This window comes from Streptomyces sp. NPDC051976, assembly GCF_040680795.1.
In the GTDB taxonomy this organism is placed as follows: Bacteria; Actinomycetota; Actinomycetes; order Streptomycetales; family Streptomycetaceae; genus Actinacidiphila.
In genome coordinates this window covers 1-15,020 of the sequence record NZ_JBFAXL010000109.1, presented here as the reverse complement: position 1 = coordinate 15,020, position 15,020 = coordinate 1, and the positions used below count along the sequence as shown (strand labels likewise).

The window sequence follows — 15,020 nt, the reverse complement described above, 5'->3', positions numbered from 1 at the left end:
CCTCCTCACCAACCAAATCAACGGCACCAACCCCACCCCCAAAGAACTCCTCCACGAACCCGAACTCGTCGTCCGCCACTCCACCGCCCCCGCCCCGTCACGGCAGTAGGACGCCCTGGACCAAGTCCGGCGCAGCTCAGCGGTAGCGCGCCCCGGGCTCCGGAATATCGAGCAAGAAACCGACCGAAAAGCTTGACCGTATTCACCGGCGGTTGCCGTGTCCTCGCCTGATTGCCGCCATCCGCACAGGTCAACTCCCTTGTCAGGGGCGGCAGGCGAATTCCGTACGGTGAAGGTGGCATTCGGCGGGATTGCTCTCGCGCGTTGCACCGGGGTTAACGCGGGGCTACGGTGCGGCTCACTCAGGCCACCCCCCTCCTGCTGCGGAGCCCATTCATGCCCGAAACATCCCGGGTCACACGTCTGCCCAGAACCGCACCGGCCGCGATAATCGCTCTGCTCGCCGTGCTGGCCGCCCTCGTCTGCTGGACCGCCCTGCGCGCCTCGGCATCCACCACCGGCACCGTCTACGAAGCGGAGTCGGCCGCACTGTCCGGCGGCGCCGTGGCCTCCGCCGATCACACCGGCTTCACCGGCAGCGGCTTCGTCGGCGGCTACACCGACACGAACAAGGGCACCGCCGCGACCACCTTCCCCGTGACCGCCGCCAGCGGCGGCGGCTACGTCTCCACCCTGCGCTACGCCAACGGCACAACTGCCGCACAGACCCTGTCCGTCTACGTCAACGGCGCCAAGGTCACCCAGATCTCGCTGCCAGCGACCGCCGACTGGAACACCTGGGGCACCTTCGCCATCCCCCTCACGTTGATCGCGGGCAGTGACACCGTCGCGTACCGCTTCGACAGCGGCGACAGCGGCAACGTCAATCTCGACAACATCACCCTCGCCGGTGTCCCGGCCCCGGCCGACGGGCAGTACGAGGCCGAGTCGGCGGCGCTGTCCGGTGGGACCGTGGTCGCCTCCGACCACACCGGCTTCACGGGCAGCGGTTTCGTCGGCGGTTACACCGACGGCAACAAGGGCGCCGCCGCGACCACTTTCTCCGTGACGGCCGCGAGCGCCGGCAGCGCGCCGGTCGCCCTGCGCTACGCCAACGGCACCGGGTCCACCCGCACCCTGTCGGTCTACGTCAACGACACCAAGGCCTTCACCACGTCGCTGCCCGCGACCGCCGACTGGAACACCTGGGCCTCCGTCACCGAGAGCCTGACGCTGAAGTCCGGCGCCAACACCGTCGCGTACCGCTTCGACAGCTCCGATAACGGCAACGTCAACATCGACAGCATCACCGTCGGCACCACGACCACCACCCCGCCGACGACACCTCCCACCACGCCTCCGGCCGGTGACGGCCAGACGTACGACGCGGCCACCTCGTTCTTCACCGGCGGCCCCTCGGTCGGCACCTCGATCTCCGGCTACGCCGGCAGCGGCTATCTGACCGGCTTCACCGCCCAGGGCGCCCAGACGCAGATCGACACCGCCGTCCCGTCGGCGGGTACGTACTCCGTCTCCGTCGCGTACGCCAATTCCAGCGGCTCCGCCCAGACCCTCTCGCTCTACCTCAACGGCATCAAGAACTCCCAGGTCAGCCTGCCCGCGGGCAGCGGCTGGCTGTCCGCCGCCAAGTCCGTCACGCTGCGCTCCGGCGTCAATCTGGTCGGCCTCCAGCACGACTCCGGCGACACCGGCAATGTCGCCGTGGACGGTGTCTCGGTCGACGGCGGCACCGCGCTCGCCACCCAGGGGGCGACGCTCCCGTACACCGAATACCGCGCCGCCGACGCCGCCACCAACGGCAGTGTGCTGCCGGTCAGCCGCGCGTACCCCTCGCTCAGCGCGGAGGCCACCGGCCGCAGCGCCGCCCAGCTCACCGGCACCGGGAAGTACGTCCAAATCACCCTCACAAAGCCGGCCAACTCCGTGGTCGTGCGCTACTCGATCCCGGACACTTCCGACGGGTCGCCCACCACTGCGCCGCTCGCCCTCTACGCGACCGGCACCAAGGTCACCGACCTCACTCTGACCAACAAGTACGCGTGGCTGTACGGCGGCGGTTACTACGACACCAACAACCCCGGCGACGGCTCGGGCCACCACTTCTACGACGACGTTCGCTACAAGAACTCCGCCACCTGGCCGGCCGGAACCGTCCTGAAGTTCCAGAAGGACAGCACGGCCGGTGGCACGTTCACGATCGACACCGTCGACACCGAACTGGTCGACGCGGCCTACGCAATGCCCACCGGCTACGTCTCGGCGGCGACCTACGGCGTGACCCCCGGCGGCGACGTCACCTCGGTGCTCAACAGCGCGCTCAGCCAGCTCTCCGGCACCGGCCAGGGCCTGTGGCTGCCGGCCGGCACGTACAACATCTCCGGCCGGGTCAACCTCAACAACGTCGCGCTGCGCGGCGCAGGCCAGTGGTACACCACCCTCCAGTCCACCGCGGAGAACGGCAGCGGCGGTCTGTACGCGACCGGCGGCCGCAACCAGATCGCGGACCTGTCCGTCTTCGGCGACCACACCTTCCGCAACAACGACCAGGGCGCGCCTGCCATCGAGGGCGCCTTCACCTCCGGCTCGCTGATCCTCAACGTGTGGATGGAGCACGCCAAGGTCGGTCTGTGGGCGGTCCCCGGCACCGGACTCGACGTCTCCGGCGTCCGCGCCCGTGACATCTTCGCTGACGGCATCCACGTGCATGGCGGCTCCTCCGGCACGCGCGTCGAGCAGTCCAACGTCCGCAATACCGGCGACGACAACATCGCATTGGACACTGAGGGAGGCGACGTCACCAACTGCAGCGTCTCGCACAACACCGCGCAGACGCCGATCCAGGCAGGCGGCATCGGGGTCTACGGCGGTGGAAACAACGTGGTGGAGAACAACGCGGTCAGTGACACTGTCGCCTTCGGCTCCGGCATCAACATCAGCACTGCCTTCGGCCAGAACTTCTCAGGAACCACCACCGTCCGCGACAACCTCCTCATCCGCGCTGGCTCCCACAACTACAACTGGAACTCCGACATCGGCGCCCTGTGGATCTTCGCCGATGCCAAGGGCGACATCACCCAGCCAGTCAATGTCACCGGCAACACCATCAAGGACAGCTCCTACCAGGCCGTCCTCCTCTCCTACGCCCACCAGATCAGCAACCTGACACTCGACCACGACACCATCACCGGCGCTGGCACCTACGGCTTCGACATCAACAACGTCACCGGCAGCATGACGGTAGGCAACACCACCGTCAGCGGCACGGGCTCCGCCGCCCTGAACAACCCCGGTACCTACGCAATCATCCGCGGCCCGGGCAACTCCGGCTTCTGACCCGTTCCCGTGGGAACCCCCCTAGCAAGAGGCCCGGCCGCGCGCAACACCCGGCGGTCGGGCCTCCACGCCGGCCGCCGGAGAGCCGTACCCCTTCGCGCCGGGCCGCCGACTCGTGCTGACGGGGGCCATGCACCTGCCCACGGCTGCTGATGCGGCCGCGATGCAACACACATCGTCCTCGACGCGATCCGCCACGCCCGAAGCACGAACCTCGCCGTTTCACCTGGTGTGGGGCCGGGCTCTGGGCCGTAGCCTCGGCGACTCGGCAGGCGAGGACGGCTCGGTCGGGTTCGAGTCGTTGGCCGGTCGCGATCAGGCCGGGCTCATCGAGCCGCAGAACTTGGTCAGGTCAGGGCAGGCGAAGGTAGCGTCACGCAACGTCGAGGTCCTCTACGCCGCCGAAGCCCTCATCGCGCGCGGCGTTCCTGATCCGACCGCGCACCTCGCGGCCGAACTGGGGCTCCTCGCCTTGAAGAGCGGCTACGCCCAGTGATCCGAAGCCGATCGTGATGATCCATCCGCGGCCTGGCCGAGTGGCGCGACACCCGCGGCACGAACTCACGGAAGCCCGAAGCAAGTCGCATACACACGCCTGAGGCCTGCCGCTCGACCCAAGCTTCGTCGCCGTGAGTACGGCGACCCGGGTCGGGGCGAACGTCACATACCCACAACTGTGAAGAGCCTCTTTCGCGGTACCAGTGATGGACGCCCGCGTGCTACGTTGGATGTGCGACAGGAGATCACCACCGAATAGCGGCAGATCCTGGCGCACGTCCCGCCTGCGGGATGGCAAGGGAAAGTAGTACTAGCGTCGGTGTGCCGCCCAGGCCACTCTTTGTTATGACGCGAGGGCACCAGTTGAGAAATCCTGGTTCCCGGTACTACGGCCTCCTTCAGAGTCATCGTTCCGGGAACCACCCCCACCGAACGGAATGACTCATGTCGCAGCTCGAGCGCAACAAGCAGATCGTCGTCGACTACTACCAGACGGCCTTCGGCGGCAACCCCGAGAAGGCCATCGCGGACCACTTCGGCGACCGGTACATCCAGCACAACCCCGATGCGGCCGACGGGCCGGAAGCCTTCACCGGCTTTGTGACCTGGCTGCGAGGGGAGTACCCGCAGCTGAAGCTGGACATTAAGCGGGTCCTGGCCGAGGGCGACATGGTCGTCACGCACTCCCACCTCATCCTGGAGCCTGGCAAGCCGGGCCGCGCCCTAGCGGACTTCTTCCGGCTGGAGAATGGCAAGGTCGTCGAGCACTGGGACGTTATCCAGGACGTGCCGGAGAACGCGGCCAACCCCAACAGCATGTTCTGATGGCCGCATCCGATCTGGCCGCCACTGAGCCCGCGGACGTGGTGCGCCGCCAGTATCTGGCCTCAGCCACGGGTGATCTTCAGATGTGGCGCACGGCGGTCGCGGACGACGTGGAGTGGATCGAGGCGGCGGGTTTCCCGCTGGCCGGTACCTATCGCACCCCGGACGGTGTGATCAAGGGTGTCTTCGAGCATCTAGCCGCGGCCTGGGACGACTGGGTTACCCACGACGACACCTACGTCGTCGACGGTGAGCGCGTCGTCGTCCTGGGACGGTACAGCGCCACGAACCGGGCCACGGGCAAGTCGATGAGCGTGCGGGTTGCCCACTGCTTCATCGTGCGCGGCGGGCGCATCGTGCGCTTCGAGCAAATCGTCGACTCCGCCAGCGTCCACGCGGCCATGACCCCCTGACGCTCACCCGCACAGCCAGGTGTCGCCTCGCTGGCCTTGGCGAGGCGACACCCCGCCACTACACCCAACCACGGGCCGGCTGTCGATGTCTCGGCCCGCCCCTGATCAATTCCAAGGACGGTGCCACATGCGCGTAGAGATATGGGCCGACATCATCTGCCCCTGGTGCTACATCGGTAAGGCGCGCTTCGATCAAGCCTTGGCTGCATTCGCCCACCGCAACCAAGTCGAGGTGCTCTACCGCTCATTCGAGCTGGAGCCAGGACGCGACAAAACACGTGTCGAGCCCGTTGGGCAGATGCTAATCGACAGATTCGGGTCCCGCGGACCCGGCATGGACCAGCAGGTTGCCGAGCTGGCCCGCGCAGAAGGGCTCGATTACCGCACTGACCGGCACGTCGGCAGCACCTTCGACCTCCACCGCCTGATCCATCTGGCCCGCGAGTACGGCCTCCAGCACCAGTTGGTCGCCGCCGCCTTCCGTGCCAACTTCGCCGAGGCCCGCAATCTGTTCACCGCCAGCACCCTGGCCGAGTTTGCCACCGAGACGGGACTGGAGGCCCAAGTCGTCCAGCGAGTGCTCAATGACCCGACCACCTACGCCGCCGAAGTCCGGGCCGACGAGCAACGTGCCGGCGAACTCGATGTGCCAGGCGTCCCCTTCTTCCTCATCGACGGACACACCGTCATCTCCGGTGGCCAGTCCGTCGCTGCCTTCACCCGAGCGCTAGAGCGGGCTTGGACCGATAGCCCTGACGGAGTCGACAGTGCGGCCGTGTGCAGCCCGACCGCCTCCTGCGAACTACCCCCGCGCTAGGCACGATTGGCTCCGTTCATGGGACCGGGAACAAAGCCATACGATCGAGGTGTCGTCCAAAACTGACGATCACCGTTGACACCTGGGTCTCCGATCACTACGGAGATCCACATGGCGAAGTCCCGAGTGCCTGACATTTCCACCGCCACCGTGCCGCACCAGTCAGGATTGCATTGTTGGGTCCTTGTTTGCTGGCTGACCTCCACTGTGGCTCTATGGCGGCATGCTCGTGTCAATAGGCGTGTGCTGCTCTCTTGCGCACCTATTACCTGCGTATGGATTGCGGAACGCCTCCATGGCTGATGCGTGCCGAGTTTGACGGATGCTGAAACCTGAGTGATCAGAGTTGAATACCTTCACGAGCACACGGAGCGGTGGGTAAGCGGCAGTGGACATCCTTGCGGAGCCAGTTAATCAGGCGCCGCGTGCGCTCAGCGTGTTTAAGCGTACGGTGACAGCCGAGAGACCGTTCCGGGTGTCGCAGGCTCAGTATTTCAGGATGGTCGTGTATCCCGCTACGGCCACGGGGCTTCGAGATCATCTCGATTCCGGGGCCGCGCACAAGCGTTGTCTGCCCGATGCTGTCAGTAAAACCCCACCGGGCCGGGAACGTCTGTTGAGTTATTCCGCCGGAAAGTCGGTCGAGCTGATGTGTCTGCGTCTTTCGATGGGCGTGGTCGACCAGTTCATCGAACGGAGCGAGCCCGGCGTTCCGTTACGGGACATTGAGCAGGTTGACACGCTAAGACTTGTCCCGTATCTGCTGGTCACGGGTGAGATGATCTTGTGGTGTCTGGTGTGATCACGGCGTCGGAGCCGTCTTGGATAGCCCCGTTCACCGGGTTGAGCCCGCGTTCTTTCGGCAAGCTGGTGACCGCGCTGCGCCGTGAAGGGGCGGATCCGGTCCGCAAGGGCCGGCCGTGGGGCCTTTCGCTGGAGGACCGGGTTCTGCTGGTAGCGGCGTACTGGCGCACGAACTTGACGATGCGCCAGCTCGCTCCGCTCTTCGGAATCTCGAAGTCCGCGGCCGACCGGATCATTGACCATCTCGGCCCCTCGCTCGCGCTCCAGCCGCGCAAGCGGTTCCGCAAGGACACCGTGCTCATCGTGGACGGCACGCTGGTGCCCACCCGCGACCACACCATCGCCGAGCAGTCCAAGAACTACCTCCTAATGTAGTTGTCAACCGCACGCTGCGGTCGGTTGTGCGACTTGATAGCACCGTCCGTCCCGTATCAGCGCCCACAGGACGTCGACGCGCCGCCGGGCCAACGCGAGGACGGCTTGGGTGTGGCGTTTGCCTTCGGCTCGCTTGCGCTCGTAGAACCGGCGTGATTCAGCGCAGCTTCGGATGCTGATGAGGGCTGATTGGTAGAAGACGCGCTGCAGCCCGCGGTGATAGCGCCTGGGACGACGGAGGTTGCCAGCGGTATTGCCTGAGTCCCGGGGGACGGGTGCAACTCCGGCCAGGCTTGCGAGGCGATCGGCACTGCCGAAGCGGCTCATGTCACCAGCAGTAGCGGCAAGGAACTCCGCACCGAGGAGTGGTCCGATTCCGGGCATGCTAGAGATCACTTCGGCCAGCTCATGCTGACGAAAGCGGTCCTCGATGAGCTCGTCAATCTCGGCGATCTCATCGTTGAGGACCAGCACCTCTTTCGCCATGGAATGCACCAGCTGCGCGATGGCCTTCTGGCCCGGGACGACGGTGTGCTGCCCTTCGGCCGCTTCGAGAGCGATTTCGACCAGGACCCCAGCACTGCGCACCTTGCGGTTGCGTAGCCAGCTCGTCAATCGAGCGCGGCCGACCCGCCGCAGGGCTGCCGGTGTCTGGTAGCCGGTCAGCAGCAACAACGGGCCACGGTTGCGCAAGTCCAAACCTCGCTCCAAGGCAGGGAACATGCTGGTGAGCTGCCCACGAAGGCGGCTGATCTTCCGTGTTCGGTCGGTAGTCAGTTCGGCTCGTCGACCGGTGAGGACCCTCAGCTCTGCAGCTTGCTCGTCATCGGGCCGCAGAACTGTAAGGTCCCGAGGCATCCGGGCCTGGTCGGCGATTACGGCAGCATCCTTGGCATCCGTCTTGCCCATGCCGCGATAGCCGGCAGAAGCACGGCTGACCGCGAGGCCAGGAATGTAGACCAGTTGCTGGCCATGGTTGAGCAGCACATTGATCAACAAATTGGCCATGCCGTCGGCGACGTCGACAGCCCAGACAACGTCCTCGCCTATGGCCAACACGTCGGCAAGCAAGGACAGAAGCTCTGACTCTTCATTCATCACGCGTCGTGAAAGCAGTCGTTCTCCGTTGGCGTTCAGGACAACGCAGTGATGATGGGTCTTTCCGATATCCGTACCAGCCCAGATCTGAGCCACGGTCCCTCCGGTCGGTCGATGGACAATTTCCCGGACGACCTCGCCGGCGTGGTCCTACTCAGCGACGTACACATGTACTCGCAGCCCCTAATCAGCGGTCCAGTCGTCGTGAAACCCCGGGTGGCCAGGTAGTTCGAGCCATCGACGGCAACCGGTACTGAGCCACACCCGAGGTCTCCGGGCCTCCAGACCTTACGACCGGCCTTGATCGACCCGCCAACAACGTAGGACCGGTACTCCACCAACCACCAGGTCGTCATCGACGCCGACACTCGGCTCGTCGTGGTGGTCGGCCGGCCCTTGCCGGGCAACCGCAACGACTGCAAGGCGTGGGAGGAATCCGGCGCGAAGGCCGCCGTCGGTGCGACCATGACGATCGCCGACGGCGGCTATCCGGGCACCGGACTCGTGATGCCCCACCGCCGCCGCAAAGGCGAAGAACTGCCCGACTGGAAACAGGCCCACATCAAGTCCCACAAGCAGGTCCGGGCCCGCGTCGAGCACGTCTTCGCCCGCATGAAGACCTACAAGATCCTCCGCGACTGCCGTCTCAAGGGCGACGGCGTCCACCACGCCATGCTCGGCATCGCCCGCCTGCACAACCTCAACCTCGCCGGATAAGCAAGCAGCCGGACTGGCCACCGACCACGCCCACACCCAGCCAAAGATCATTTACGGGACAGGTCTTAGCCGAGCCGGACCCGATCGTTTCCGCCATAGTGCCGGAAATCTTGGCGGCCCAGGAAGCGGGCGCGGGGGATCTCTACGTCGACTCCGTTGCGCAGTACCTTGCCGCTCACCTCCTCACGCCCAGAGTGACTGCGGAAGGCTCAGGGACCAAGACCCTGAGCCGCCGGCAGATGGAGACATTGGCTTCGTATATGCGGTCGCATCTCGCGGATCCCATCAGGATCGATGATCTGGCGGACCTGGTCGGCTTCAGCCGTTTTTACTTCCTGCGTAGCTTTACGACCGCTGCAGGACGTACACCGTACCGCTATCTCACGGAAATGCGCATCGAAGCGGCTCGCCACTACTTAGAGTCGGGGAGTGAGACGATCCATACCGTCGGTCGCCTCTGCGGCCTTCCCAACCCCGATAACTTCGCTCGGATGTTCCGCCGCCATGTCGGCTGCACTCCGTCAGAATATCGTCGGCAGAGGATTCTGCCCTGACAGCCATCCTGCGGCTGAACGGCTCGGGCAACGATGATTCCTGCGCGACGGGTGCCCGGAGCGCGCAGAACCGCCACCTTCCTTCGCGCCCAAGCTCCCTACAGGGCGTCGACGAGTCGGGGGTCGCGTTGACGATCCCCATCACGCGCATCGGGCCGATATCGGGCCGTACGACGGATGGGTGGTCGAGAGCTGCGGGGTGTTCGTTCATAGCGGTCCCACCCTCGGGAAAAGCCAGGACGTTTCTGCGGGAAGCGGCATGGGGCGCACCGTCAGCGTGACCTCAGCGCCGACGGTGCGCGGTCCATGGGGCTACCTCTTCTGCTCCTGGGGGTGCGTGGCGAGTGCCTCGACGGTCACGTCCATCCACTTCCACAGGGGCAGTGAGACCAGCGCGTCATGTAGTGCGGCGGGGTCTTCGGCCTCGTACAGGCCGATGGTGGCGTTACGGCCGGGGACCCGCCACAGCCGCTTGAGGGTCCCCGCCTCGCGCAGCTCCATGGCACGCTCCCGTTCGACCTTGCGGAGCTGCTCACGGGTGTTGTCCGGCGTGTCGGGCGGCAGCAGGTTCTCCGTGCGGACCAGGAATTCCATGGTTTGTCTCCTCAGGTCGTGGCGATGATGAGAAGCAGCTCCGCGAGCTCCTTGGGTGCGGTGACCATCGCCTCGTGGCCGGTGGAGATGTGGTGCACCGGCCAGCCGAGGGATGCCGCTCTCTCCGCGTGGGGCTGGAACACCCGCATCCAGTCGGTGCACTCGACATAGGCGGCGGGCACCTGTTCGCAGGCGCCGGTGAGCCGCAAGGACTCGGTGTAGCTGAGCCACGGGTGCGGGGTCAGACGGGGAGCCAGCCAGTCCAGATCAGCCTGGTCCGTTACACCGAGCACGGTAAGCGAGCGCACGGGGATGAGCCAACCAAACCCGGGACCGGCGACCGACTCGCGGTAGTGTCCGGCTACCGTCTCCGGCAACAGGTCGATCGCGGCGTCGCCGTCGCGGCCCACGAAGGCGTCCAGATACACCCGCCTCGCCAGCCGGTGGGGGACACGGTCGGCGACCCCGGTGACCACCTGCCCGGCGTAGCTGTGACCCACCAGCACCACGTCGTCGAGGTCGTACGCCTCGATCAGCGCCGCCACGTCCTCGATGTGGGTCCACATCCCCACGGCGGGACTGGCCAGATGGGCGCGGTCGCCGACGCCGGTCAGGGTCGGCGCGTGGACTTCGTGGCCGGCCGCGCGCAGTGTCGGGGCTACCCGCTGCCAGGCCCAGCCGCCGTGCCAGGCGCCGTGAACCAGGACGAACGTACTCACCTTGCCCCCAGATCTTCGAACAGCGCGAGCGCCGCGGCCGTGTTGGAGGCGGGTACGTGGTAAGTGTCGTGGACTCGGGCGACCTTCTCGCTCAGCGCCCCGCGCATGATGAGCCACATGATCAGCTCGATGCCCTCGGTGCCCGCCTCGCGGATGTATTCCTCGCGGGTGAGCGCGGCGAGCTTCTCGGGCTGGTCCTCGATCGCTTGCAAGAACATGCGGTCGAACTCTTCGTTGATGAGTCCGGCCCGAGCGCCGGCCAGCTGGTGCGACATGCCTCCGGTGCCGAACACCGCGACTTTCACATCCTGCGGGAACGACCGAATCGCCCGCCCGAGTGCCTGCCCCAAGGCGTAGCAGCGCGCCGCTGTGGGCTGCGGGTACTGGATCACGTTCACCAGCACGGGCACGACCGCGCACGGCCACGCGTCATCCGGGTCAGGGCAGTACACCGACAGCGGCACGGTGAGACCGTGGTCGACCTCCAGCCTTTGGAATGTGGCGAGGTCAAACGACTCGTCCATGAGCTCGGTCACGAGGTGCTCGCTCAGCTCCGGAGCACCGAACACGGTTGGCACCGGGCGGCGCCCCCACCCCTCATCCGCCACGTCATAGGACTCGGCGGTACCGATCCCGAAGGTGGGAACGAGATCCAGGTCGACGGCGTTCGCGTGGTCGTTGTACACGATCACCGCGATGTCCGGCCGGTGTGCGGCCATCCACTTCCGCGCCGGCTCATAGCCGTCGAACAATGGCTTCCAATACGGCTCCTGCGTCTTGCCGTGGTCCATCGCGGCGCCGATCGACGGCACGTGCGAGGTCGCCAGACCCCAGATCACCTCAGCCAAACTTCCGCCCTCCCGACAGCATGGCCGCGGTGAACTCCTCGGCCGACATCCCCGTGAACACTCCGCCGAGGTACTGCATGGACTTCTTGTCCACCACAGCGAGCTTGAACGCGTAGAATATGGACGCGCCCAGGTCCAGCATCTGGGTCCAGTTGCGCTGCAGAATCGCCTTCTTCTGTTCCGCGTTGAGCCCGTAGGCGTCGCAGTAAGCCGCCTCGTCCTCGCTGAACCTGCGCCGATTCTCCTCGTCCGCCAGCGAACCGCACATCCGGTTGATCGCGTAGCCGCGCCTGCTCGCCGACAAGTCGAGCACGTAGTTGTCCTGTGCTTTTGGCATGGTCATACCCTCTCCGGGGCGGTGCGGGGCCGATGTGCCGCCTCGCGCTCCCGTGCCGCCTGCACGGTTTGGGCGAGCAGCGTGGCGATGGTCATGGGACCGACGCCACCGGGAACGGGCGTGATGTACGACGCCCGCTCGGCGGCCGCCTCGTACTCCACGTCCCCGCTGCCGTCGGCGTAGCCTGCGTCGATGACCACGGCACCGGGTTTGATCCACTCACCGCGGATAAGGCCCGGCCGGCCGACGGCCGCGATGACCACGTCCGCCTCGGCGACCCGCTCGGCGAGGCCGACCGTGCGAGAGTGGCAGTAGGTGACGGTGGCGTCCTGGGTCAGCAGCAGCATGCCCACGGGCCTGCCGAGGATCGCGCTGCGGCCGACGACCACGGCGTGCTTTCCCGCGAGCGGGATGTCGTAGGCGTCGAGCAGTGTCATGATCCCGCCGGGGGTGGCCGACTTGAACCCGCCTTCCCCAAACGCCGTGGTGGCGAAGGAGGTACGGGTCACACCGTCGACGTCCTTGGCCGGGGCGATGGCCTCGAAAGCAGCGCGCTCGTCGATGTGGTCGGGCACCGGATGTTGGAGGAGGATGCCGTCGACCTCCGGATCCTCGGACAGGTCATGGATCTGCTTCACCAGCATTTCTGTGGTGATCCCGGCGTCCAGTTCGATACGCCGCGACCGCATGCCGACCTTGGCCGAGCGGTTGGCCTTCATGCGGACGTACGTGTGCGACGCCGGGTCGTCACCCACAAGAACGGTCGCCAGGACGGGAACGCGGCCGTGCTCGTCGACGAACTCCGACACCTCCTGCCGCACCTGCTCCAGGAGCTCCGCCGACACGGCCCGGCCGTCGAGAATCCGTGCAGTCACTCGATCTCCCAGAACTTCTAGAACACGACGGTGGTGTTGCCGTCTCGGATGACGCGGTCCTCGCAGTGCCACCCGACCGCGCGGGACAGTACGAGTCGCTCGATGTCGGCGCCTCGGCGCTGCAGTTCGCGCACCGTTTCCCGGTGCGAGACGCGGACCACGTCCTGCTCGATGATCGGGCCCTCATCGAGGTCCTCGGTCACGTAGTGGGCGGTCGCGCCGACCAGCTTCACGCCCCGCTCCTTGGCCCGCTGGTAGGGGCCCGCGCCCATGAACGCCGGCAGGAAGGAGTGGTGGATGTTGATGACCGGGACGCCGATGTCCGTCAGGAAGTCACCGGAGACGATCTGCATGTAGCGGGCCAGGACGACCAGGTCGACGTTGCCCTTGAGGAGGTTCAGCTGTTCCTTCTCGGCAGCAGTCTTGTCGCCGTTCGCCACCGGTACGTGAAAGAAGGGGATACCGAAGCCCCGGACTTCGTCGCCGAGATCGGCATGGTTGGAGATCACCAACGGAACGTCCATCTGCAGTTCGCCGCGGCGCTGCCGCCACAGCAGGTCGAGCAGGCAGTGGTCCGTCTTCGAGACCATGATGGCCACGCGCTTGCGGCGTCGTGTCTCCAACAGTCGGAATTCCAGGCCGAGTTCGTCGCCCAGATTCCTCTGCAGGGCTTCGCCCAGCTCGTCGAGTCGTCCCGACAGGCCCGGCAGATGAAACTCCGTGCGCTGGAAGAAGCGCCCGCCAGCAGGATCGCTCGACGACTGGTCGAGCCAGACGATGTTGGCCCCGAACTCGGTGAGTGCTCCCGACACGCTGGCGACGATGCCCGGCCGGTCCGCGCCCTGAACGATCAGCCGGCCGTTGTCAGGGTCGTGGTTCTGCTCGGTCATGACCGGTTGTCCCTTTCGGAGGTGCTCGCGGAGACGGCCGACAGCAGACGCTGCCGCCACAGTTCTGTCTGCCTCAGTTCGTTGAAGGTGAAGATGTGCAGCCCGCGGATGTTGCCGTCGGTCTTCGGCACGGAGGCTCCCAACTGCTTCGCCAGCTTCGTCGGTTTGTAGCCGCCCGGCAGCAGGAACCGCCACAGCAGGCTCTGCTGCTTCTGCAGGAACCGCGCCGACTGGCCGAGTCCGATGCCAGCCGAGATGCGCATCAGCTTCTGCCGGTTCACCGGTCCAGGCATCCCTACGTACACGGGGAGATCGACTCCCGTCCCCGCAATTCCCCCCGCCCAGTTCGCGGTCGTCGTGGCGTCGAAGCAGATCTGCGTGAGGATCCGCGTCGCCATCGGCGCCTTCTGCTTAAGAGCCAGTTCGAGAGCGTCCTGAGGAATGGCGGCATGGCCTTCGGGATAGCCGCCGATACCGACCTCTTCGAAAGGGTGGTGGATCTCCTCGAGGGCCCGCAGCAGCGAGTACGCGTCCTGGAAGGCACCCGCCGGCTTCGGAGCGTCGCCGCCGACGACGAACACCGACCGGATCTGCGACTCCTTGAGACGCGCCACGACGTCGGCCACGTGCTGCGCATCCACGAACTGACGCGCCGGCAGATGCGGCGACACCGAGTAACCGTGTCGCGTCAGCCGCTCCGTGAGCTCAAGTGTCGTGTCGATGCCCTTGGCCTCGGTCACGGTGACCGTCAGCGGGACCTCGGCCGGCACATACTCGAGCACATCCCGCTCGGTCTTCTTGAACGGCATCACCTCGTAGCTGATGTTGCGCACCAGGTCGACGAGATGCGAGCGCCGGCGCCGGGAAACGGCGTCTTCCCGCTGTATGGTCATGGCCTTGTCTCGTTCCTTCCTACGGGCACGGGAAATGTCTCGTGCGGCTCTTGTCTGTGCGGCGCAGGCTGGTCAGAAGCGCAATGTGACCGCGGACTTCCCGGGTGCGGGATGGGGACGACCGGTCTAGGGGCTTCGCATGGGTGGTGTTTCACGTCCTCCAGCAGCCGGACAACGACCCAAGCCCTGTGCTCGTGTGGCGGGAACCGGTACGACCGCCACCACCAGTAGAACGAATCAACGCGGTCATTTCGTCGGGCATCAGAACCGATTCGAACGAGACAAATGACCAAGACGACGGCGGCGAACCGGCCGCTAGTGCGTTGGCCACGAACGTTGCTGGGGTTGGTTAGGCGGCTTTGGGTCGTGGGCGGCCCCAGCGTTGCTGGCGTTCGCTGCGGATCTTGGC

The 15,020-nt window shown here is 66.0% G+C and carries 14 protein-coding genes and 4 pseudogenes; 10 read left to right on the top strand and 8 right to left on the bottom strand.

What is annotated here, in order from left to right; translation table 11 throughout:
• The 8 genes and pseudogenes from AB0M29_RS43945 to AB0M29_RS43910 form a co-directional block, all read left to right on the top strand.
• Positions 1–109: pseudogene (locus AB0M29_RS43945) on the top strand (LacI family transcriptional regulator); the annotation flags it as partial.
• 287 nt (positions 110–396) lie between these two features.
• Positions 397–3,354: a CBM35 domain-containing protein gene (locus AB0M29_RS43940; RefSeq protein WP_365393177.1), complete on the top strand. Its 2,958-nt coding sequence runs from the start codon at positions 397–399 to the stop codon at positions 3,352–3,354.
• A gap of 406 nt (positions 3,355–3,760) precedes the next feature.
• Positions 3,761–3,847 (top strand): annotated as a pseudogene (locus tag AB0M29_RS43935) (TetR family transcriptional regulator); the annotation flags it as partial.
• Positions 3,848–4,296: 449 nt separating this feature from the next.
• Complete coding sequence (locus AB0M29_RS43930) at positions 4,297–4,677, top strand: ester cyclase (RefSeq protein ID WP_365393174.1); 381 nt, start codon at positions 4,297–4,299, stop codon at positions 4,675–4,677.
• Positions 4,677–5,090: a nuclear transport factor 2 family protein gene (locus AB0M29_RS43925; protein WP_365393171.1), complete on the top strand. Its 414-nt coding sequence runs from the start codon at positions 4,677–4,679 to the stop codon at positions 5,088–5,090. The genes AB0M29_RS43930 and AB0M29_RS43925 overlap by 1 nt, the downstream gene beginning before the upstream one ends.
• 127 nt (positions 5,091–5,217) lie before the next feature.
• Positions 5,218–5,907, top strand: a complete 690-nt coding sequence (locus AB0M29_RS43920; protein ID WP_365393168.1) for a DsbA family oxidoreductase — start codon at positions 5,218–5,220, stop codon at positions 5,905–5,907.
• Between the two features lie 388 nt (positions 5,908–6,295).
• Positions 6,296–6,709 (top strand): hypothetical protein, encoded by a 414-nt coding sequence (locus AB0M29_RS43915; RefSeq protein WP_365393165.1) that lies wholly within the window; start codon positions 6,296–6,298, stop codon positions 6,707–6,709.
• A pseudogene (locus AB0M29_RS43910) lies at positions 6,697–7,074 on the top strand (transposase family protein); the annotation flags it as partial. The gene AB0M29_RS43915 and the pseudogene AB0M29_RS43910, both read left to right, overlap by 13 nt.
• Before the next feature lie 15 nt (positions 7,075–7,089).
• Here the strand turns inward: AB0M29_RS43910 and AB0M29_RS43905 are convergent.
• The gene (locus tag AB0M29_RS43905; protein ID WP_365393162.1) at positions 7,090–8,280 is read right to left on the bottom strand and encodes an IS110 family transposase; all 1,191 of its coding nucleotides are present in this window, start codon (positions 8,278–8,280) and stop codon (positions 7,090–7,092) included.
• Positions 8,281–8,511: 231 nt separating this feature from the next.
• On the opposite strand from AB0M29_RS43905, the pseudogene AB0M29_RS43900 reads away from it, so the two are divergent.
• Together AB0M29_RS43900 and AB0M29_RS43895 are read left to right on the top strand one after the other, a co-directional pair.
• A pseudogene (locus tag AB0M29_RS43900) lies at positions 8,512–8,901 on the top strand (transposase); the annotation flags it as partial.
• Positions 8,902–9,011: 110 nt separating this feature from the next.
• Positions 9,012–9,455, top strand: a complete 444-nt coding sequence (locus tag AB0M29_RS43895; RefSeq protein ID WP_365393159.1) for an AraC family transcriptional regulator — start codon at positions 9,012–9,014, stop codon at positions 9,453–9,455.
• 312 nt (positions 9,456–9,767) lie between these two features.
• Here AB0M29_RS43895 and AB0M29_RS43890 read toward each other — a convergent pair whose 3' ends face one another.
• The 7 genes from AB0M29_RS43890 to AB0M29_RS43860 are packed head-to-tail and all read right to left on the bottom strand — an operon-like array spanning position 9,768 to position 14,611.
• Positions 9,768–10,049: a muconolactone Delta-isomerase family protein gene (locus AB0M29_RS43890; RefSeq protein ID WP_365393156.1), complete on the bottom strand. Its 282-nt coding sequence runs from the start codon at positions 10,047–10,049 to the stop codon at positions 9,768–9,770.
• A gap of 11 nt (positions 10,050–10,060) precedes the next feature.
• Positions 10,061–10,768: an alpha/beta fold hydrolase gene (locus AB0M29_RS43885; RefSeq protein WP_365393153.1), complete on the bottom strand. Its 708-nt coding sequence runs from the start codon at positions 10,766–10,768 to the stop codon at positions 10,061–10,063.
• Positions 10,765–11,607 (bottom strand): class III extradiol dioxygenase subunit beta, encoded by an 843-nt coding sequence (locus AB0M29_RS43880; protein WP_365393180.1) that lies wholly within the window; start codon positions 11,605–11,607, stop codon positions 10,765–10,767. The genes AB0M29_RS43885 and AB0M29_RS43880 overlap by 4 nt, the downstream gene beginning before the upstream one ends.
• A gap of 1 nt (position 11,608) precedes the next feature.
• Positions 11,609–11,953: a protocatechuate 3,4-dioxygenase gene (locus AB0M29_RS43875; protein ID WP_365393150.1), complete on the bottom strand. Its 345-nt coding sequence runs from the start codon at positions 11,951–11,953 to the stop codon at positions 11,609–11,611.
• Positions 11,954–11,955: 2 nt separating this feature from the next.
• A complete protein-coding gene (locus AB0M29_RS43870; RefSeq protein WP_365393147.1) occupies positions 11,956–12,828 on the bottom strand; it encodes a bifunctional 5,10-methylenetetrahydrofolate dehydrogenase/5,10-methenyltetrahydrofolate cyclohydrolase in 873 nt (290 codons plus the stop codon).
• Positions 12,829–12,845: 17 nt separating this feature from the next.
• Positions 12,846–13,718 carry a formyltetrahydrofolate deformylase gene (gene purU / locus AB0M29_RS43865; RefSeq protein ID WP_365393145.1) on the bottom strand — a complete coding sequence of 291 codons (873 nt, stop codon included), beginning with the start codon at positions 13,716–13,718 and terminating at the stop codon, positions 12,846–12,848.
• Positions 13,715–14,611 carry a methylenetetrahydrofolate reductase gene (locus AB0M29_RS43860; RefSeq protein WP_365393142.1) on the bottom strand — a complete coding sequence of 299 codons (897 nt, stop codon included), beginning with the start codon at positions 14,609–14,611 and terminating at the stop codon, positions 13,715–13,717. The genes purU and AB0M29_RS43860 overlap by 4 nt, the downstream gene beginning before the upstream one ends.
• Positions 14,612–15,020: the final 409 nt, after the last annotated feature.

Bases quoted from the DNA above. Each gene is read 5' to 3' on its own strand.
- AB0M29_RS43875 (WP_365393150.1), bottom strand. From the start codon at position 11,953: ATGCCAAAAGCACAGGACAACTACGTGCTCGACTTGTCGGCGAGCAGG.
- AB0M29_RS43860 (WP_365393142.1), bottom strand. From the start codon at position 14,611: ATGACCATACAGCGGGAAGACGCCGTTTCCCGGCGCCGGCGCTCGCAT.
- purU (WP_365393145.1), bottom strand. From the start codon at position 13,718: ATGACCGAGCAGAACCACGACCCTGACAACGGCCGGCTGATCGTTCAG.
- AB0M29_RS43930 (WP_365393174.1), top strand. From the start codon at position 4,297: ATGTCGCAGCTCGAGCGCAACAAGCAGATCGTCGTCGACTACTACCAG.
- AB0M29_RS43940 (WP_365393177.1), top strand. From the start codon at position 397: ATGCCCGAAACATCCCGGGTCACACGTCTGCCCAGAACCGCACCGGCC.
- AB0M29_RS43925 (WP_365393171.1), top strand. From the start codon at position 4,677: ATGGCCGCATCCGATCTGGCCGCCACTGAGCCCGCGGACGTGGTGCGC.
- AB0M29_RS43920 (WP_365393168.1), top strand. From the start codon at position 5,218: ATGCGCGTAGAGATATGGGCCGACATCATCTGCCCCTGGTGCTACATC.
- AB0M29_RS43890 (WP_365393156.1), bottom strand. From the start codon at position 10,049: ATGGAATTCCTGGTCCGCACGGAGAACCTGCTGCCGCCCGACACGCCG.